Genomic DNA, 20,185 nt, shown 5'->3' with positions numbered 1-20,185 from the left:
TCATCGGCAAATATGTTTTACAATTTAGAAAAAGTGACCGGAAAGATAATATCCTGTAAAACATTATGTGCGGCATTGCTCACATGTTTTGCATATCCTGCAAGGCTTTTGCGCAGCAGTTTTGCGTAATCTTTGTCCAGTTTATTTATTATTCCTTCAATATTATCCATTACCTTTTTAAGTGCAGCGCAATTTGTTTCATCAAACGGGTAAAAATGTGCTGTACACTCTTCAAAGTAATTTTTAAATACCTTCTCAGCTTCCTCGTAATAAGGCTGCAGCAGGAAATGTTCAGTAAAGGTTTTTAAATGTACCAGTTTTATAGCATCTTCCTTTTGCACTTTACTTATTTCTTTATCGGCCGAAAGTGCCTGCAAAGAAAAAATTACCGGGGCCTTTAGCAAGAGCGCAATTTCTCCGGCAGTTAATTTTTCAAATTCTTTTATCATGCTTTTTAGAATTATATTTTTAAAGATCGTGATACGGAACAACGGACAATATCTTTAACCTTGAATCTTCAGGTAAACTATCAGTGATATTTTTTCTGAATATCCTCGATATAAAATTTTCTTTTCCCGGATCAACAATAAGCATATCAGCACCTGTTTCTCTGGCACAGGCAATTACTGCACGGGAAAAATCACTGCCACTCAGTAACAGGTATTCTACTTTATTATTAAGGCCGTTAATTAAAACCCTGTAGGTTTCAAGCAAAATCCTTTGCTCCCGGGCATTCATAAAAACCCTCTTTTGCATAGCAACAACAAATATTCTTGCCCTGTATATTTTTGCAAAAACTGAAAGCAGTTCCATTTTACGTACCGGCACAAAATCTCTCACGGGCAATACAATGGTCTTCATTTTATTATACGTATCATAATTGGCAATACTGAGCACAGGACATTTAGTCAACCGGGAAATTTCATCAGCACTCAATGCCTGGTATAAACCAAAAAGACTTGTTTTTTCCGGCTTACCAATTATAATAAGTTGTGGTTTAATACTTCGGGCAACATCAATAATGCACTGGCGCACCGGTCCTTTTAAAAGGTATCCTTTTATTTTACACTCAGGAATTGCTTCCTGCAGGCATAAGCGCCATTGCTCCAGTCTTTTAACCAGCTCTGCCCGGTCTGCTTCAACAGGTGAATTATTATACTGCCTGTATACATGCAGCAAATGAATGACTGAGCCACCTGTACCTGACAACTCAATTGCCTGCTTAATTACAAAAGGGGTTGCATTATCAAGATCAACAACTACGAGTATGTCTTTTAATATGTTATACGCTTTTATAATAAAGATTTTATAAGGCTAAAGTAGCATTGCTGCCTGAGGCTGGCATTAGCAGGAGATTAGAATCAGATTAGAATTAGCGGACCGGTATCATTTACTACCACTATAATAAGTAAATTGCTTCAGCATTTTAATACTTACTGCAATGGATGCTAACAAGATATTGATTGTTGAAGATGAACGGAAGATAGCCGACACCCTCAGTTTTGGATTAAGCGAAAACGGCTTTTATGTTGAAGTGGCTTATGATGGCAAGGTTGGGCTGCATCTTTTTAAAGGCAACGACTTTAACCTGGTGATACTGGATATAAACCTGCCCGCAATGAATGGCTACGACCTTTGCAAAGCTATCCGCTCCACTAACGAACAGGTGCCTGTGCTGATGTTAACAGCAATGAATACACTAAATGACAAAATTGAAGGGTACGACTCCGGCGCAGACGACTACATGGTAAAGCCTTTTGAATTTACTGAATTACTGTTAAAAACAAGATCATTACTTAAACGCACTTCGGCCTTAAATGCCCCGGCCGGTAATTTATTAAAAGCTGCCGACCTGGAAATGAACCTGAGCAGCAAAGAAGTAAAACGGGCTGATGTTCCTGTTAATCTTACTGCCAAAGAATTTCAGTTATTAGAATACCTGCTTCGCAACAGGAACAGGGTGGTATCAAGAGCTGATATAGCCATAAATGTATGGGATGTGGATTTTGAGACCAATACCAATGTTATAGACGTATACATCAGTTATCTCCGCAACAAGATAGATAAAAATGCTGACCATAAACTTATTCAAACTCAAATTGGTATGGGTTATATTTTAAAAGATCATTGATGAATAAGAGAGTTAAGATCACCCTGCTTTTTACAGGCATCATGTTTTTGCTGTTGTGTTTGCTATGTGGATTTGTATATTCATTTTTTTACAGCAACCGCATCGACAATATTAAAACGCAATTAACAAACCGTGCCATATCATTGTCATACATGATGCGCCATGCAGGTAAATACGACCTGCAGCTGATGAAAACCATTGACTCAGCCGCCCTGCCGGTATTGACAGACAAATCTGTACAGGTATACAACGCTGCAAATAATATCATATTCAGTAATACCGGTAATACCACCTACTCCATGGCAGTAAGCAACGAAATGTTAGCAATGGCACGTAAACAGCAGGTGGTCTACTTTACAACAGCGCACAAAGATGCTGTGCTATACTATGATAAAGAAAGCAGGAATGTTATACTATCTGCAGCAAATGATAAACAAGGAAAAACAAACCTGGAGGAACTCGGTATTTTACTTTGCATTGGTTTGGCGGTAAGTATTGTGATAGCATTTATTTCGGGTTTTTTCTTTTCCCGACTATTGCTGAGGCCGGTAAAAAGAATTGCTGACCAGGTAAATGCCATTTCTTTGCAAAATATCACACAGCGGCTGCAATCCGGCGATGGCCCCGGTGAATGGGATTATCTTACCCAAACCATTAATGAATTACTCAACCGCCTGCAGGAAAGCCTGGAAATACAAAGGCGTTTTCTTTCAGCTGCGTCACACGAATTATTAACACCGCTTACGTCTATCTCCAGCCAGCTGGAAGTGTCATTATTAAAAGAACGGGAAGCTGCTGCTTACCGGCAGGTAATGCAATCTGTATACCAGGATGTAAGGCAGCTGAGCAAACTTACCCAAACATTACTGGAGTTTGCCTCTCTTTCAGGAAATCCGGGCGGTATTGAACTTAGTCCTGTACGGATAGACGAAGTATTGATGCGTTTACCGGGAGAGATCATAAAAATGAACAATGGGTACAATGTAAAATTTGAGTTTGAAAAATTACCCGAAGATGAAACAAAATTATTTGTATACGGAAATGCGGCTTTGTTATTTACGGCAATAAAAAATATTGTGTCTAATGCCTGCAAATATTCTACCAGCAAATTGGCTGTTATAAAACTTTCTGTCGAAAAAAATGAGATCATTATTGCTGTTAAAGATGATGGCAAAGGAATTCCTGAAAAAGAAATAAAAAATATCTTTCAGCCTTTTTACAGGATTGAGGATGACAGTACCGTTAGCGGATTTGGCGTAGGTTTACCCCTGGTAAAACGTATTGTAAAATTGCACAACGGGCAAATCAATATTAAATCTGTACCGGGAAAAGGAACCACTTTTTTTGTGCATCTGCCATGTGCCACAAAACCTGTGTTTAATTAACACTAATCAGATCCTAATCTTGTACTAAGTGTATTTTAATACCATGCAGCTACATTTACCTGCCCTTCATTCCGGCGGGCTTATAAATTTTCTATTATGAACTACGACATGCAGCATACTGAATTTACAAAATCTCTTTTAGCAGGTGTATTTGCAGGAATAGGGGCAACAGTGATCTGCCTGTTGTTCAATACTTTTTTCCGTGGCTATACAGGATTCTTTTTGAGTGAACTGATCAATGTTTCTACAGTAATCTTTGCTGTATTAACATTGGGCACCATAGCCGGGCCTGTCTTTTATTGCTTTCATCATTATTTTAAAAATGGTACCGCTTTTTTTCAGTTGGCAAGCCTGCTTATTACTGTGCTTTTAATTATCGGTGCATTCCAGGTTCAACGATCAGCTGATGTAACCGCTGCAAAAGATTTTAGATCGCTTTTAGCCGCTGTAATTACCATCACAGGGCTTTGCATAAGTATAGGCATCCCATTTTTGTACAGGCATGATTATATTTAACCCATGTACAGCATTATTTATAGCTGCCATACCTTGAGAATCCTGCTTTTATAGGTACTGTCTGCATGGTGCATATAAAAGCGGCGATATTTGGAAGCTTTTGTATTTTTACACAAATCTGTTATTTAATGGAGGTAAAAATTGAAGCTTCGTGGGCCGCTGTTTTAAAAAATGAATTTACCAAACCGTATTTTGAACAGGTGGTAACTTTTTTAAAAACTGAAAAAGCTGCAGGCAAAACGATCTATCCCCCGGGTCCCCTTATTTTTAATGCCTTTAATCAAACCCCATTTGATAAAGTTAAAGTGGTTATACTGGGCCAGGACCCCTATCATGGGCCGGGGCAGGCACATGGATTAAGCTTTTCGGTACCAAATGGCATTAAGCCGCCACCTTCATTGGTAAATATTTTTAAAGAGATTCAATCAGATATCGGTATTGCAATGCCTTTACAATATGGCAATCTTACCCGCTGGGCAGAGCAAGGTGTATTGTTGCTGAATGCCGCTCTAACGGTAAGGGCTAACGAACCTTTCAGTCATGCCAAATTTGGCTGGGCCGATTTTACAGATGCTGTCATTCAAAAAATATCAGATGAAAGAACCGGCGTTGTTTTTTTATTATGGGGCAAATTTGCACAGGAAAAACAAATACTGATTGACGAAACCAAACACTTTGTTTTAAAAGCAGCTCACCCCTCTCCTTTTTCGGCACATATGGGTTTTTTAGGTTGCAAACATTTTTCCAGGACCAACGAACTGTTAGTTAAGCAAGGCCTTTCTCCCATTGACTGGAAATTATTAACACCTTAATTTTTACAAAAGCATTTCATGAACATTCTAAAAAATATTTTCGCCAGACTCTGGGCACTGTGGGGTTTAGTAAGTTTTGTAATTACATTTCTCCTTTTCTTTTTGCCGTCCATGGTATCGCATCTTTTTAAAGATGAAAAAAAAGGGCAGGCTTTTTTTATTGCCGTATCCCGGTGGTGGATGAATATATGGCTGGTATTGGTAGGTTGCCCGGTAAGTGTAAAGGGAAAAGAGAATTTTAAAGCAGGTGAAAATTACATCGTAGTATTTAACCACAATACGTTGCTTGATGTACCCTTATCTGCTCCGTATGTTCCGGGAGCAAATAAAACCATTGCCAAAGCATCATTTGCAAAAGTGCCGGTATTCGGTTGGTTTTATAGCAAGGGTTCTGTTTTAGTGGATAGAAAAAATGAACAAAGCCGGGTAAGAAGTTATGAAGCCATGAAAAATGTTTTAAGAAAAGGTATGCATATGTGCATTTACCCCGAAGGTACACGTAACAGAACAACAGCACCACTAAAACCATTTTATGATGGTGCATTTAAATTAGCTACGGATACAAAAAAAGAGATCATACCCTGCATTATCATGGGCACAAAAAAAGCGATGCCCGTAAATAAATTCTTCTACCTGTTACCTGTGCCACTCCGGATGCATTTTTTACCTGCTGTTTCTGCTGAAAATATTAGCAGCAAAGAACTGAAGGATAAAGTATTTACTGTAATGAAAGAATATTATGTGAAAGAGGTTTAGGATTTAGAGGTTTAGGGTTTAGAGGTTTAGGATGCGGAGGTAAATGCATTAAATACATACGCAATGAAAATCGTTCTGTAATTCTGTAATCAATGTAATTGCAATTACATTTTATTAGCGTGAAAAAGTACGTATTAAAGAAGCTGTCTTTCCAAAAGCAGGCCATGCAAACCTCTGAAATTTCTTACCCATTAAACCTTACTTTATAAATCGTAAAAATATCTTGTCCTGTTAATTTTCAGGTCTCTTAAAATAGTTGATTTAGGACTGATGGTAATGTTGAAGAAACGATATTTTCCCACAGGAGAAAGATTAATAGCCATTTGCCAGCAATGCATTTCCCTTGTGATGTACATGCTTACGCCGTTTATTTCTCCCGTTGTAATATTATAATAACCGCTGCCACCCAACTGCCATTTAGGACTTAAATTTAAAGTGCCGGTAAAGCTGATGTTCTGTGCAATATTACCTTTATAACCACTGTAATCTGCATTTAAAGACCGGAAGTAAGTTAATGCATAAGAAAAACTGATGCTCCACGGGATATTGAAATTGGCAAACTCCCCGGGGTTCTTACTGATATAAGAAGCTTCCTGCTGGTATTCATCTAATGGCAGGCCGGCATTATTAGCGTTCTGCATATTCTGGTCGGTAGTATTCGGTAATTTTTCTTTCTTATCTCCTCCTTTAAAACTGGTTTGTAAGGCAATATTTCCGCTGGTAAGTGTACCCAGCGAAAAAGGCCTTTTTGTCCATACTAATTTATCAACAAAATCGCCCCTGCTATTGGTAACATACGGCATGGTTGTTCCACTGGCGGTAATGCTGATCTTTTCAAAAAGATTGGTACGTGCCTGTATACTGAATGGCGCCAGCTTAAACGAATCGGCTAAAAGATTATAGCTGCTGTTGATACTGAACCCGTCAATTAAAGTAACTTTTTTTATAGCTGCCTCACCGGTATCTTTTTTATTTTTCACTTTCATCTGGATATTATTATCTATCCCAAAAGTGATAGCACCTGATTTCCCCTCACCAAAGGCTGAAAAGATATTACCATCATAAATAGAAGGCCGGATAAAGTTTTTTCCTGAAGTGTCTGTCTGTAATAAATAATGATCCTTGGCATTCATATCGGGGTGATAACTAAAACCAAAGCTGGGCCTTATCTCATGTCGTATAGCCTGTACTTTACTGTTTTTCCCAAAACCTATCATACCAAATATCCTGGTAGATCCCGACACACCAAACGACATTTCCCGGGCTGCATAAAACCCTTTGGTGATGGTGGTATCCACTTTTTTATCAGCCGCATTCCATTTGCGTACAAATTTATTCTGGTACCAGTACTCCTGGTAACTAACGGAAGGGCCTATCTGCAATGGCCCTAACGGTGGTAATGACAATGAGATAGGCACGTTATGACTGGCGCCCCATTGCAGTTTATCAATTAATTGCTTACCGATATTGCTGGCCGTATCATAAAAATAAGTAAGGCTCTTGGCATTGGAGTTTAAAGCAATACCAAGGTTCTCGAACCATTTATATTCACCCACTGATTCTTTACTTCTGAAAGGATACAATGTATTTACATTAAAAGCAATATCCGGTAAATTAAGGTTGATAAGTTTTTGCTCCGTATTCTGATTGTGATTGGCACTGATGGTAAGGTTAAACGGTTTGTCCTTCCATACTTTGGCATAAGTAATGGAAGAGTTCATCTGGTTCTGAAAATTCCTTTGCGGATTGTTAGGTATTGACGAATTGAACTTACTGCTACCGGCATTTACACTGGCGCTGAATGTTACCCCCGGCCTGGATTTGGTATCGGCCTGGTGCGACCAGGTAACATTAAAATTTCTGCCCCCTGCTTTATCAATATCCCTGAAATGCTGAATATTGATGTTGAAATTTCCCTGGTAATGGTAGCGTTTATAATACCTCGGGCTTATGCTGGCCGTCCATCCGCCATAAGAATAAATCGTACCACGTACCACAGCATCCCAGTGATCACTTAATATTTTATAATAACCAAGCCCTTCCAATGCTAAACCCAATTGTTCGTTGGCAGTAAAACTGGGCTGCAATATTCCGGAGTGCCTCCCTTTCGATAAAGGAAATATCCCGAACGGCAGTGAAACCGGGATAGGAATACCCTCTATCTCAGGATGCACCGGCCCGGTAAAGGCCATCTTTTTATTAATGAATTTGATACGGTTGCTAACAAAAGAAAAATGGGGCGTATCTAAATTACAGGTCGTAAACCTGCCCCTGTACGCATAAAAAACATCGGGGCTTGTTTTCTTTATTTTTTCGCCGTACACAAACATTTCATCCTGTTTGGTATAGGTGCCCTTGGTAATACCCCTTCCGGTTTTCATATCAAACCTGATACTGTCACTCACCGATTTAAAATCGGCCTGGGTAAATGTTGGCCAGGCAATAACATTTCCTGTGCTGTCTTTTACAAAATAAGCCGAAACCAGATTTGTTTTCTGGTCAAACTCAATATGTGGGGCCACTAATTCGTTATCTATATACTTAACCCTGGTTTCCTTGCCGTATAAAATTATTTTACCGGAGGGCACATCCAGTACCATGGAGTCATCGGCATGATAACTGATGGGTGCATCAAGTGAGTCTTTGGAAGTTTTAAAATTAAACGTATCAATTACCGCAACAACGGTATCTGGTAATTGTTTTTTAATAAGGGTGCTGTCGGGGGTTTTTACAGGTGGTGTATCAACAATAATCTGTGTACCTGGCCTGTTTAGATCAGTGTTGCTAGTTAAATAACTGTGAAAGTAAGGAGCATTAAAACTATTAGCGCCTGCATACAGCGTTATAGCTGCAAGCAACAGCGCTGATGCCCATGTCAATATATATTTTGCCTTACCTTTGTACAGATGGTTCATAATTTTGCTGGGCAAAAATAGCCATTATAACAGAATGAAATTGTGAATATTAATATAATTACTAACCCCCGGATAAACCTTTTGCGTATGTTGAAAAACAAAGTGCCTGTTTTAGTTTGTATTGCTGCTTTCAATTTGTTAATATTACCGTATACCTTTTCGCAAAAAAAATTAACTACCGTAATTGTTGATGCCGGCCATGGTGGCACAAAAGACCCTGGCGCTACAGGGCAGTACGAAAACTCTTTACGCTCCAAAGAAAAAGATGTAACCCTTGCCATATCGCTTAAATTAATTGCCGAATTAAAAAAGCAGATGCCCGATTTAAATGTAAAACCTACCAGGACAACAGATATTTACCAGGACCCCAGGGAAAAAGCCAGGATTGCCAATGAACTTGGCGGCCAGCTGTTTTTATGCATTCATGCCGATAGCGGCCCTTTAAAAACCGGCAGCCGCCAGATAGGAACAAGGGAAGAAACCCGCTACAAATACACTTACACCGGCAAGGGAAAAAAAAGAAAGAAAATACCCCACCCCTATACCGTAACAGTACCAGTGTATGAATACTTTAAAAAACCTCTGGAAAGAAGTGGTACGAGCGTGTGGATATTTGCACCACATAAAACCAGTGAAAAACTACAGGCCATTTTAGAAGGTGGCGAAGATTTTGAAATTGAAACAGATAATGCAGACTCCGCCCTAAATGATTTTGATTTTAAAAAAAGCCCTGAAGGAAGAGCACTGGCTCAAATATATGCCGACCGTTTTCAATTAAGGAGCGACCGCCTGGCGACTTATGTAAACGATGAAATTGAAAAAACCGGCCGCCGTGCATTGGGCGTAAGTCAGCGGCAGAAAGGTATATGGGTTTTGCAGGCCACCAATATGCCCGCAATTTTAGTTGAGACCGGTTTTATCAACAATCCCGAAGACGAACGTTATATCAACAGCGAAAAAGGACAGCAGGAAATTGCAGAAGCTATTACTGCTGCCGTAAAACGATACAAACAACAAATTGAAAACTCCAACAAAACCACCCCGGTAACAGAAACTGCAAAGCCAAAAGCAGAAAAAGAAGTGACCGCTGCATTTGAAAGCAGGCCAACCAAAGAAGCCAAAGTTTTACAGGTAAAAAGCGATAAGGTAAGGGTGGAATTATTTGATGACGGCGAAGTTGATGGCGATAATGTTTCAGTATACTTCAACAAAAACCTTATTGTTAATAATAAAGCTTTAACTGCCAACGGTTATGTGTTTAACCTGGACCTGGTGCCTGGAAAAACCAATGAGCTGGTACTGTTTGCCGATAATTTAGGAACAATTCCACCTAACACAGCGTTGATGGTAATTACAGATGGTACAAGCCGCTACGAAGTAAGGCTTGCTGCCGACCTTAAGAACAATGCTTCTATACGGTTTGAATTTAAACAGCAACATCCGTAGATTTTATAAGACAACTTGCAGGTATATTAATTATATTTGACCCATATATCTGACTAACTAACTACTATTATGAAAATTTCTAACGAAACCAAAATAGGTGTACTTACTGCCATAGCTATCACCATCATGATATTGGGTTTCAATTTTTTAAAGGGCAAAACCCTTTTTGGTACAAGCCATACCCTTTTTGCCAAGTATACTAATGTACAGGGGCTTGCTAACAGTAACCCTGTAATGATAAACGGTTTGCAGGTAGGTACAGTGTACAGCATTACCACCGATAAAAACATGAAAGAAATACTGGTGAATATGACGCTTACCAAAGACGTAAATATTCCGGTAAACTCTTTTGCTACCATCAGAAACAATCCCCTGGGTACTACAAATATCGAGATCAGGCTGGGCGATGCTACACAATACCTGCCCAAAAATGATACTATAAAAACTGAAAGAAGCGCTGGTATTTTAGACGAAGCCGTACAGGAAATAAGGCCCGTTTTAGGTCAGGTGAAGAATGCTGTAAAATCTCTTGATTCAGTCTTAATGAGTCTTGCCGGTGTGCTTGATCCCAATGCAAAAAATAATATCCGTAGCATCCTGGAAAACCTGAGTAAAACTACCGCAGGCTTAACTGTATCATCTGCCTCTTTGCAAACATTATTAAACACCGAAACAGGTGCTTTAGCAAAATCTTTAAACAATGTAAGTGCATTTACAGGCAACCTTGCCAATAATAATGATAAGTTGAATTCGGTAATGACCAACCTGGATAAAACTACTACTAACCTTTCTAATTTAGACCTGGAAAAGACTTTAAATACACTTAACGGAACCATTGGAGAATTGAAATCCACTATTGGTAAACTTAATACCAAAGATGGTACAGCAGGCTTATTGCTGAACGATACCAAACTCTACAATAACCTGACCGCTACAGCCAATAAACTTAACCTGTTGCTGGACGATTTAAAAACTAATCCCAAAAGATATATCTCCTTTTCTGTGTTTGGGAAGAAATATAAAGGCGATGCACTTGTTGTTCCATTACCAGATACCGTTAATGCTCCCTACATCAAACAAAAATAATTTTACCATTCTGTTATAAAATAATTTCATCAACTTGCGGCAGAATTAAATAATTAAGCATTGCAATTGAAATTTACAGTCACTCTTTTTACAATAATACTGTTGGTGTTTTGCACTAAGCAAATTACGGCACAGCAAAAAATTATTGCCCCTCCGCCACAGCCGCAGGACACTGTAAGGGTGATACAAATTGTAAAAGCAAGAAGCTTAAGAGAAAAAACAATCGACTCAGTAACCACCATTGAAACAGCAGCAGGCGATGCTGTAATTAAAGAAGGCCTTACCACCACTTATTGCGATAGTGTGGTGATCAACCGCAGAACAAATATTGTAGAAGCCTTTGGCAATATTCATATTAATGATAACGACAGTATTCACACCTACGCACAATCCCTGCGCTATGTAGGTGCAGACAGAATTGCCTACCTGAAAAAAAATGTAAAGCTTACCGATAAAAAGGGCACGCTGTTAACAGACGAACTGGAGTATAATTTAAGAACCGGTATTGCTACCTATAAAAATGGTGGTAAAGTAATTAACGGGCAAACTGTATTAACCAGCAAAGAAGGCACTTACATTGCCGAAACAAAAGATGTTTTCTTTAAAAAAGATGTACATTTTAAGGATGAAAATAACACCATTACTACCGACAGTTTACAATATAATTTAACTACTAATATTGCCACATTTATTGCTCCTACGCATATTGTAAGTAAAGATGGCAGCGTGGTTGATACTAAAAGCGGCTCTTATAATTTAAGTACTGGTGAAGCCATTTTTGATAAACGCACTACTTACCGCGACAGTACACATACTATTTCGGGAGATAAAATGGCTTTTGATAAAAAATCAGGGTTGGTACAGATTTTTGGTAATGGCAAACTCGTTGACAGCGTTAACAAAGTAACTGTGCTGGGTAATGAAATTTATTTGGATACTAAAAAGAATTCTTTTTTAGCTACAAAAAAGCCTGTAATGATATTGTACAGGGATGGAGATAGCACTTACATAGCAGGCGATACATTATTTAGCGGCTTGAGAAAATATGACAGCCTGGAAAGAAAAATGGCTATTGTAAAAGATACTTTAACCACAACTACTGTACTTACGAACGATTCTGCCAAAGCTGCTGTTACCAAAACAACAGCAATAAATGTTAGTTCAAAAGATACGGCGGTACGCTATTTTTTAGCTTTCCATCATGTACGCATTTTTAATGATAGCCTGCAGGCAGTTAGTGATAGCCTTCACTACTCCACAGCTGATTCTACTTTTAAATTGTTTGGACAGCCATTGGTATGGAATGGAAAAACACAGGTAGCCGGTGATACTATTTATATGTATACCGAAAAACAAAAACCACAGCGCCTGTATGTTTTTTATAACAGCATTGTCATCAGCCAGACAGCCGATAAATTATTTAACCAGATTGCCGGCCGTACCTTGAATGGTTATTTTAAAGATGGCGTGATAGATTATATCAGGGTAAAAGGTTCGCCTGCCGAAAGTATTTTTTATCCGCAGGATGATGACAGTGCTTACACCGGCATGAACCGCAGCAGCGGCGATGTTATTGATATTTACTTTGTAAAAAAAGAATTGAATAAAGTAAAGTTCATTAATAATGTAGATGGCATAATGTATCCTATACGTCAAATACCCGCCGATAAAAAACTACTGCGTAATTTTAAATGGCAGGATGCGAGGAGACCCAAAAACAAATTGGAATTATTCGAGTAGGAATGTGCCTGCGGCTCATTCTGAACACACCACAGCCGTATGCTGCACACGCCACAGGCGTGTTTTACATTTACAAAATCCTTAACATCAAAATCTCTTTTCTGTTCGTTTAACAGCAGGTAGTGCAATACACTGGCATCATTTTCGATTAACCTTTCAAAAAAAATCAGCCATGAAAAAGTTATTTTTATTTCTTATTGTTGCCCTTGCTTTTTCCTTTACCACAAAAGCACAGGATGAAGGTACATCTTACAAAAATGCAATTGGTATACGTTTAGGTTCATCTGTACCTGCTATTAAAAATGGTATTACCTACAAACATTTTATTGGTAACAACGCTGTTGAAGGAATTTTAAGTTTTGGCGATGGCGTTGGTATCTGTGGCCTCTACGAAATTCATAAACCCTTGTCTGCCGAAAACCTGCAATGGTTAATTGGCTTTGGCGGTTATGTTGGTTTTAATAATAGTACCAGCAATGTTGGCGCTGCAGGTATTATCGGTTTAGATTACAAGTTCAGCCAGGTGCCTCTAAATCTTACATTAGACTGGAAGCCGGAATTGAACATTATTTCCAAAGTTGGTTTTGAAGCCGCAGGTGTTGGTTTTTCTGCAAGATTTACTTTTTAATACTCACCTCAATAATATGTTAAAAGAGACTGTTATATTTGACAGTCTCTTTTTGTTTATATACATTACAGTAAATTAAAACGCATGAAAAAATATATACTCACCCTCGTTATCTTTTTTTCAGGCTTTGCAGCAACGGCACAGGATATCAATTTAACCGACTCAGTGATTTATTTTGGCAATAAGCCTGTTGCCTATTATGTAAAAGAATTAAACCAAAGCAATCCGCATTACAATATTTATATTATTGGCTTAAACATGAAATTACTTATTGCTGCGCAGGTAGTAAAGTTTGATGCACCGGTAAGAGAACTGAAACCTTTTTATTATTACGATGTGATCTTTGCCAACGAAAAAGATACATTTGCTATTTACCACGAAGGGCAGGCATTTGCTGTAGAATTGGCATCTTTATTAAAACAATATAATTTACTGGATGGTAATAAGATCAATAAATATTCCCTGGCTAAATTTAAAAGAGATCATATTGGCAATGCATCACTTAAAGCAAAAATTAAAGAGTACGAAGATTACCTGGATGCAAACAGGTATTTTAATGAACAAACCGTACGTGACCGTACTAAACCTGTAACTATTGTAAATGACAAGATCATTATGCAGGATGGTAAAAAGATAGGACTGATAGTTACCAATGTAAATAATACAAGCGGTGGCATGACCAATACCTATAACCAGGTGCTTACAAAAGATAACACCGTTGCTGTAGTGATTGATTCAAAAGACAGAAACACATCAAACAGTGCCAGTAACGAGTACACGCAGATAATGCTGCCTACCAACAGGGTTGTTGATGCTTCGCAGGTGATTATTGAACCCAAAGACAGGAAAAGAAAACATACCAATCCTCCATCATTGTATGAAGTATCTGTACCGCTTAACCAGTCGTCCAGGAACGAAGATCAGTTATGGTATGTTTGCCAGCTGGTAGAAAACTATTTGCTGTAACCCTATTTCAGTTTTGCCAGCGCTTCTTTAATTCTTGCCCATGCCCTTTCAATATTGGTCATGCTGTTGGCAAAAGAAAACCTCACGCAATTAGGTTCGCCAAAAGCATCACCCATTACAGAAGACACATGTGCGGTGTTCAGCAAATACATGCTGAAGTCTGCAGCATTGGCAATGGTTTGCGTACCATCTGATTTACCGTAGTAGTATGAAACATCAGGAAAAATATAAAATGCACCCTCAGGTTCAAAGCATTTAAATCCCGGAATATCTTTTATCAGCTCCAGTACTTTCGCCCTTCTCCTGGTAAACTCTTCAGTCATTTCTAAAGAAGGTTTTAAATTACCGGTAAGTGCTGCTACAGCTGCTTTCTGAGTTATGGAACAAGTACCGCTGGTCAATTGCCCCTGTATCTTTTCGCAGGCCTTTGCTATTTCTGCATTGGCTGCAATATAGCCCAGGCGCCAGCCCGTCATGGCAAAACCTTTACTTAAACCATTTACAAGAATGATACGGTCTTTCAGATCGCTGAACTGTGCAATGCTTTCGTGGCCGCCTACAAAATTGATGTATTCGTAAATTTCATCAGAAAGAATAATTACTTCGGGATGTTTCCTGAACACTTCTGCCAGGCCTTCCAATTCCGCCTTGCTGTATACCGCACCGGACGGATTACAAGGAGAAGAGAACATGAACAATTTTGTTTTGCTGGTAATAGCCGCTTCCAGTTGTGCCGGAGAACATTTGAAACCACTTTCAGGAGAGGTTCTTATTTCCACCACTTTACCACCCGCCATTTTCACCAGTTCAGAATAGGTAACCCAGTATGGCGTGGGAATCACCACTTCATCCCCGTTATCCACTACCGCATAAATAGCGTTGGCTAAACTTTGCTTGGCACCTGTAGAGGTAATGATATTTTCAGGTTTATAATCTAAATTATTATCTCTTTTCAGCTTGGTACAAACGGCCTCACGTAAATCGGCAAAGCCGGCAACAGGAGTATAATGGCTCCAGTTATCGTTGATGGCTTTTATAGCAGCATCTTTAATATGTTGAGGTGTATCAAAATCCGGTTCTCCAAGACTAAGATCGATAACATCAATTCCGCTGGCTCTTAATTCCCTTCCCAATTTGGCCATTTTAAGGGTTTCTGGCTCGTTAAATCTGGTTAAAAGTGTTGATAGTTGCATATTTTGCAAAAGTAATTATAACTGGTTAAATAAAATCAATCAAATGCGATTATTGTTTAGAAATATTTTTTATTGCTTATCGTATATAAATTTAAAATCAGACAGGTCAGGTAAAAACTGCTTTGGCCTTTTTACTTCATAATCATAAATTACCTGCCCCAGGTTTTTCATAAAAGGCAGGCCGGTGGTTTTATAATCATACTTATCGTCATTTAAAGTGCCATCGCTGTTACAATAAATTACTGCCGATACAAAGAACTCCACTCCTTTATCGTAATCTACTATATAAGCCACATCAAGCATCTGTCCATAGGCATCACCGGGTTTATTAAATATCCTGATATTGCCGGGCAAAGCTTTAAGTGAAGCCGAAGGATCACCGCCCAGTAATAAAAATTTACAATAGGCAGGAAAATAAGTAGCCGTATCAGCACTATAAGGAGGAAAAGTACTTTCTGTTGGCAACTGGCTCATGTATTTCAACACAAATTTCCTGTCGTCTTCTGTAATATTAAAACGTTCGCTGGCTGTAACTCTTTCAGGAAACACCAGGCTTACCAGTATGCGGTGCAGGTCTTCAAGGCTGATCCTGTTCTTCTTCGAAAAATCCATTGGCCCGTTTACAAGGCTGCCACTGCGATAAAAACTTTTTCCAAGGCTGTCATTTCTCACCGCATAGCGTGAAGTATTGTTCTGCAGAGGCTGCTGATATAAAACGGTACCGGCTCCATCCAGGAATTTAACAGGATTGGTTTGCCTGTTGGCCAATTCGGGCAATACAATATCAAGGCGATGCAGTATTTGTACATCAGCATATCCTTTTTTATGCAGTTCTTTATTAATATAGTCCTGGCCTAAAAATTCATACAACCGGTTATAGGCATCATTATCGCTTACCATCAGTATCTTTTTTATATACTGGGCAATGGTGGGCTTTCCGTCAATTGTAGTGGGATCGTTATACACAGCAGTTTGCTGGCTGTTGCCTGCCTCTGTTATCATTGTGGTATTCCTGTCGATACCCTTATCTTTTAATTCGTTAAGCTTTTGCAAGGCCAGCAGTGCAATGGGTAATTTAACTGTAGATGCCGGATAGAAATAAGCTGCCGGGTTTACATTAAAATAATAATTCTTCAAAGTGGGTACCCCGTTTGCAGCCCGGTTTACCTGCGTATAAATGATTTGCACATTCCAGTCTTTTTTGTGGATAAGCATACTGTCAAAAAAAGCCGGATTGCGGGCAAGAAGGCCGGCAAGCAGGGAATCTGTTTTTGCAACATCGGGTACTACGGCAACTACCGGAGGTTGCGCAGGTATAGTAGCAACAGGGGGTATTTCTGCCTGAGTAACAACTTTTTTTGCGGGTGAGCAGGCGGCCAGTAAAACCAGCATAACAAAACCCCGGATACCACTATTTCGATACAACTGCATGTAATTGATTTAGGGTGCAAATTGAGTAAAATTCTAAAATTAACCAGCAGTAATTGTCAATCGGTTTTTCCCCTATCTTTGCACACTTCTAAAAATTGAAGAAATAGCTATTAAAAGTTTATCATTATGAAATTGAAAGGGCTGGTTTGGTTTTTTACCATTGCGTTGATTTTAATATCACTTTGGGAACTGTCGTACACATGGGTGGTACGTAACTATGAAAGTGGCGTTACAGAACAGGCTACTAAAATTGTAAAGCGTACTGCTGCCGACCTGAAAGGTGACGATCAGGCTAAAGCCGTAAAACATGTAAAAGACAGCATTTTGGAGTTTACCAAGGATAAAGAAATATTTCCGCTGATTGGTACAACCTATCAAAAGTGTAAAGAAAATGAATTGAACCTTGGCCTGGATCTTCAGGGTGGTTTAAGTGTAACGATGGATGTTAGCCTTGATGATTTATTAAAATCGTTGAGCAATAATGATAAAGACCCTACATTACTCAAAGCTATTCAAACTGCAAATGAACAAAAACTAAACAGTGATGCAGATTTCATCACCTTGTTTAAAAACGCCTATGTTGCACAAAACGGTGTAGGCAAATTATCTTCATTGTTTGCAGGGCAGGGAAAAGAGATAAAGATCTCTGACAACGATGACCAGGTGACCGGCAAATTATCTACCAGCGCCAAAGGTGCCATCAAGGAAACCTACAAAATTCTATTAAAGCGTATCGATAAGTTTGGTGTGGCGCAACCTAATATCAATCTTGATGAAAACAGGGGCGTAATCACAGTAGAACTTGCAGGTGTTGATAACCCGGACAGGGTAAAAAAACTATTATCAGCATCAGCACATTTACAATTCTGGGAAGTGTACCGTATAGACGAATTGTACACGCCGTTGGTAACTGCCGACCAGGCCCTGCAGAATTATTTAAATGGTATTACTCCGGGTGACAGCACCAGTAAAGCAGATACTACCCTTGCCAAGCAAAACGCAAACCCGTTATTTAAAATTTTCCAGATCATTCCTCCGCAAAAAGATAATAAGACCGGCGCAGAATCTTTATCTCCGTCAATAGCAAATATTGACAAAAAAGATACCGGCCTGTTTTACAAGTATGTTAACAGCGAAGTAGTAAAAAATGTACTGCCTGCCAACTGCAAATTCCTTTTGGGTGTAGAAGCCAAATCAGATAAAGGTGATGTAAGGTATTACCCCGTTTATGCTGTAAAAACACTTCCCGGAAGCGACGTAGCTCCTATTGAAGGAGAATCTGTGGAAACAGCCAATTTTGATTATGATCAGAATGGTAAACCGGGGGTTAATTTAAAAATGACCTCTTATGGTAAAGGCCTTTGGGCAAGCTTAACAAAAAAGAATGTAGGCAAGCCCATCGCAATTGCATTGGATAATATTGTTTATTCAGCTCCTAATGTAATTAACCCGATTGAAGATGGAGTTTCTATCATCTCCGGAAGTTTTACCCCTGATGACGCTACCGATCTTGCCACAACTTTAAAATCAGGTAAGGTGAGTGCTCCGGCCAAAATTGTTGCCAGTACAGAAGTAGGGCCTACTTTGGGAGATGCGTCTATTAAAGGTGGTATGTGGTCTTTTGGCATTGCTTTCATTGTGATATTTATCCTGATGCTGGTGTATTATAACACTGCAGGCTGGGTAGCTAACATTGCTTTGATATTAAACCTGCTATTTACCATTGGTTGCCTTACTGCTTTTGGTGCTACATTAACTGCAGCTGGTATTGCCGGTCTGGTACTTACCATTGGTATGGCGGTAGATACTAACGTAATTATTTTTGAAAGAATAAAAGAAGAACTTACCAAGGGTAAATCTTACCAGCAGGCTGTTATTGACGGTTACAAAAGATCGCTGGCCCCGGTATTGGATGCTCACGTTACCACTTTTTTAACCGCTGCCATTTTGTTTTATTTTGGTTTAGGCCCAGTATTAGGTTTTGCTACAACCCAGATGTTAGGTATCGTTCTTTCATTATTCTGTGGAATTTTAGTGTCAAGACTGGTTACAGAAGTATGGATGAACAAACAACGCCACTTTAATTATTTCACCGGTATATCTAAACGCATTTTTAAACATGCCAGCTTTAAATTTATTGAATACAGAAAAGTAGCTTACGGTATTTCAATTGTGATCTTGTTGTTGGGTGTTGGTGCATTTTTCAATGGCTTTCACGAAGGGGTGGAATTTAAAGGCGGCCGTAGCTATACCGTACAATTTCAGCAGGAAGTAAAAAATGACCAGATACAGGATGATCTGAAAGCAGCCTTTGATGGCGACTTTCCTGTAATTAAAAAAGTAGGCGACAATCGTCATTTGAATATCACTACGTCTTATTTACTGGGAAAAGAAAATACTGACAGTATTGTGAGGATGAGGTTATTCCTGGGCCTTAAAAAAGTATTGCCGGCTGATGTTACCTATGACCAGTTTATCAACCCTGATCCTAAAAAAGCATCCATTCAAAGTTCAACCACCATTCAGCCTAGTATTTCGGATGATTTAAAGAGAGGCGCTGTTAAGGCAACTATATTCGCCATCTTAATAATCTTCATTTATATTTTCATCCGCTTCCGCGACTGGAGGTATTCAATGGGTACAATTGTAGCGTTATTGCATGACGTATTGGTTACTTTGGCCGTATTCTCATTCTTCAAAAATATCGTGCCATTCCCGTTAGAAATTGACCAGCACTTTATTGCAGCGGTGTTAACCGTAATTGGTTTTAGTATGAATGACACGGTGATCGTATTTGACCGTATCAGGGAATATAGCAAAGGAAGTAAAGCGGATCAGAAAGGTTCTATCATTAACCGTGCTATCAATGATACATTAAGCCGTACTATCATGACATCATTAACAGTATTCTTAACCTTGCTGATCCTGTTCATCTTTGGTGGTGAAGTAACAAGAGGTTTTGCATTTGCGATGTTGATTGGTGTGGTAACCGGTACCTACTCTTCTATCTTTGTTGCGGCACCAATATTGGTTGACTTTGCAAAAGATAAACCTTTAGGTGAAGCAGAAATTATCAGCAGTGATAAACCTGCAGTTAAAAAACCATAATTAATCTTTAATTTAATACCAACCTGTTATCCAAAAAGATAACAGGTTTTTTTATTTATACAAGTAATATCT

Annotated in this window: 16 protein-coding genes; 11 read left to right on the top strand and 5 right to left on the bottom strand. The window is 38.9% G+C overall.

What is annotated here, in order from left to right:
• Positions 1–17: 17 nt before the first annotated feature.
• Complete coding sequence (locus ACYVM0_RS01945) at positions 18–449, bottom strand: hypothetical protein (RefSeq protein ID WP_460551649.1); 432 nt, start codon at positions 447–449, stop codon at positions 18–20.
• Between the two features lie 19 nt (positions 450–468).
• Positions 469–1,269 carry a universal stress protein gene (locus ACYVM0_RS01940; RefSeq protein ID WP_460556284.1) on the bottom strand — a complete coding sequence of 267 codons (801 nt, stop codon included), beginning with the start codon at positions 1,267–1,269 and terminating at the stop codon, positions 469–471.
• Between the two features lie 172 nt (positions 1,270–1,441).
• Here ACYVM0_RS01940 and ACYVM0_RS01935 point away from each other — a divergent pair, with 172 nt between their 5' ends.
• The 5 genes from ACYVM0_RS01935 (at position 1,442) to ACYVM0_RS01915 (ending at position 5,600) form a co-directional block, all read left to right on the top strand.
• Positions 1,442–2,131, top strand: coding sequence for a response regulator transcription factor (locus ACYVM0_RS01935; protein ID WP_460551646.1), 690 nt, complete (start codon positions 1,442–1,444; stop codon positions 2,129–2,131).
• Positions 2,131–3,516 (top strand): HAMP domain-containing sensor histidine kinase, encoded by a 1,386-nt coding sequence (locus ACYVM0_RS01930; protein WP_460551643.1) that lies wholly within the window; start codon positions 2,131–2,133, stop codon positions 3,514–3,516. The genes ACYVM0_RS01935 and ACYVM0_RS01930 overlap by 1 nt, the downstream gene beginning before the upstream one ends.
• Before the next feature lie 96 nt (positions 3,517–3,612).
• Complete coding sequence (locus ACYVM0_RS01925) at positions 3,613–4,032, top strand: hypothetical protein (protein ID WP_460551640.1); 420 nt, start codon at positions 3,613–3,615, stop codon at positions 4,030–4,032.
• A gap of 128 nt (positions 4,033–4,160) precedes the next feature.
• A complete protein-coding gene (gene ung, locus ACYVM0_RS01920) occupies positions 4,161–4,844 on the top strand; it encodes a uracil-DNA glycosylase (protein WP_460551637.1) in 684 nt (227 codons plus the stop codon).
• An 18-nt stretch (positions 4,845–4,862) separates the two neighbouring features.
• Entirely contained in the window at positions 4,863–5,600 is a 738-nt protein-coding gene (locus tag ACYVM0_RS01915; RefSeq protein WP_460551634.1) for a lysophospholipid acyltransferase family protein, read from the top strand.
• A 203-nt stretch (positions 5,601–5,803) separates the two neighbouring features.
• On the opposite strand, the gene ACYVM0_RS01910 is transcribed toward ACYVM0_RS01915, so the two are convergent.
• Positions 5,804–8,515 carry a putative LPS assembly protein LptD gene (locus tag ACYVM0_RS01910; RefSeq protein ID WP_460551632.1) on the bottom strand — a complete coding sequence of 904 codons (2,712 nt, stop codon included), beginning with the start codon at positions 8,513–8,515 and terminating at the stop codon, positions 5,804–5,806.
• 87 nt (positions 8,516–8,602) lie between these two features.
• On the opposite strand from ACYVM0_RS01910, the gene ACYVM0_RS01905 reads away from it, so the two are divergent.
• The 5 genes from ACYVM0_RS01905 (at position 8,603) to ACYVM0_RS01885 (ending at position 14,381) form a co-directional block, all read left to right on the top strand.
• Entirely contained in the window at positions 8,603–9,961 is a 1,359-nt protein-coding gene (locus ACYVM0_RS01905; protein WP_460551629.1) for an N-acetylmuramoyl-L-alanine amidase family protein, read from the top strand.
• Positions 9,962–10,030: 69 nt separating this feature from the next.
• The gene (locus tag ACYVM0_RS01900; RefSeq protein WP_460551626.1) at positions 10,031–11,047 is read left to right on the top strand and encodes an MlaD family protein; all 1,017 of its coding nucleotides are present in this window, start codon (positions 10,031–10,033) and stop codon (positions 11,045–11,047) included.
• Positions 11,048–11,107: 60 nt separating this feature from the next.
• On the top strand, positions 11,108–12,787 hold the full coding sequence (locus tag ACYVM0_RS01895) for an OstA-like protein (RefSeq protein ID WP_460551623.1): 1,680 nt from the start codon (positions 11,108–11,110) through the stop codon (positions 12,785–12,787).
• 172 nt (positions 12,788–12,959) lie between these two features.
• A complete protein-coding gene (locus tag ACYVM0_RS01890; protein ID WP_460551620.1) occupies positions 12,960–13,415 on the top strand; it encodes a hypothetical protein in 456 nt (151 codons plus the stop codon).
• An 84-nt stretch (positions 13,416–13,499) separates the two neighbouring features.
• On the top strand, positions 13,500–14,381 hold the full coding sequence (locus tag ACYVM0_RS01885) for a hypothetical protein (RefSeq protein WP_460551617.1): 882 nt from the start codon (positions 13,500–13,502) through the stop codon (positions 14,379–14,381).
• A 2-nt stretch (positions 14,382–14,383) separates the two neighbouring features.
• Here ACYVM0_RS01885 and ACYVM0_RS01880 read toward each other — a convergent pair whose 3' ends face one another.
• A complete protein-coding gene (locus ACYVM0_RS01880; RefSeq protein ID WP_460551614.1) occupies positions 14,384–15,574 on the bottom strand; it encodes a pyridoxal phosphate-dependent aminotransferase in 1,191 nt (396 codons plus the stop codon).
• 69 nt (positions 15,575–15,643) lie between these two features.
• Positions 15,644–17,005 carry a serine hydrolase gene (locus ACYVM0_RS01875; RefSeq protein ID WP_460551612.1) on the bottom strand — a complete coding sequence of 454 codons (1,362 nt, stop codon included), beginning with the start codon at positions 17,003–17,005 and terminating at the stop codon, positions 15,644–15,646.
• Between the two features lie 126 nt (positions 17,006–17,131).
• Between ACYVM0_RS01875 and secDF the strand changes: the two genes are divergently transcribed.
• Positions 17,132–20,113 (top strand): protein translocase subunit SecD/SecF, encoded by a 2,982-nt coding sequence (secDF, locus tag ACYVM0_RS01870; protein ID WP_460551609.1) that lies wholly within the window; start codon positions 17,132–17,134, stop codon positions 20,111–20,113.
• Positions 20,114–20,185 lie beyond the last annotated feature (72 nt).

The organism is Ferruginibacter profundus, assembly GCF_054783275.1.
Note: the sequence above shows the minus strand (reverse complement) of the source record. Positions and strands in the feature narration are given on the sequence as shown.

What these genes read in the sequence shown, in the direction of transcription:
- ACYVM0_RS01935 (WP_460551646.1), top strand. Translation starts at nt 1,442, where the DNA reads ATGGATGCTAACAAGATATTGATTGTTGAAGATGAACGGAAGATAGCC.
- ACYVM0_RS01880 (WP_460551614.1), bottom strand. Translation starts at nt 15,574, where the DNA reads ATGCAACTATCAACACTTTTAACCAGATTTAACGAGCCAGAAACCCTT.
- ACYVM0_RS01900 (WP_460551626.1), top strand. Translation starts at nt 10,031, where the DNA reads ATGAAAATTTCTAACGAAACCAAAATAGGTGTACTTACTGCCATAGCT.
- secDF (WP_460551609.1), top strand. Translation starts at nt 17,132, where the DNA reads ATGAAATTGAAAGGGCTGGTTTGGTTTTTTACCATTGCGTTGATTTTA.
- ACYVM0_RS01890 (WP_460551620.1), top strand. Translation starts at nt 12,960, where the DNA reads ATGAAAAAGTTATTTTTATTTCTTATTGTTGCCCTTGCTTTTTCCTTT.
- ACYVM0_RS01945 (WP_460551649.1), bottom strand. Translation starts at nt 449, where the DNA reads ATGATAAAAGAATTTGAAAAATTAACTGCCGGAGAAATTGCGCTCTTG.
- ACYVM0_RS01905 (WP_460551629.1), top strand. Translation starts at nt 8,603, where the DNA reads ATGTTGAAAAACAAAGTGCCTGTTTTAGTTTGTATTGCTGCTTTCAAT.
- ACYVM0_RS01925 (WP_460551640.1), top strand. Translation starts at nt 3,613, where the DNA reads ATGAACTACGACATGCAGCATACTGAATTTACAAAATCTCTTTTAGCA.
- ACYVM0_RS01885 (WP_460551617.1), top strand. Translation starts at nt 13,500, where the DNA reads ATGAAAAAATATATACTCACCCTCGTTATCTTTTTTTCAGGCTTTGCA.
- ACYVM0_RS01915 (WP_460551634.1), top strand. Translation starts at nt 4,863, where the DNA reads ATGAACATTCTAAAAAATATTTTCGCCAGACTCTGGGCACTGTGGGGT.
- ung (WP_460551637.1), top strand. Translation starts at nt 4,161, where the DNA reads ATGGAGGTAAAAATTGAAGCTTCGTGGGCCGCTGTTTTAAAAAATGAA.
- ACYVM0_RS01930 (WP_460551643.1), top strand. Translation starts at nt 2,131, where the DNA reads ATGAATAAGAGAGTTAAGATCACCCTGCTTTTTACAGGCATCATGTTT.
- ACYVM0_RS01910 (WP_460551632.1), bottom strand. Translation starts at nt 8,515, where the DNA reads ATGAACCATCTGTACAAAGGTAAGGCAAAATATATATTGACATGGGCA.
- ACYVM0_RS01875 (WP_460551612.1), bottom strand. Translation starts at nt 17,005, where the DNA reads ATGCAGTTGTATCGAAATAGTGGTATCCGGGGTTTTGTTATGCTGGTT.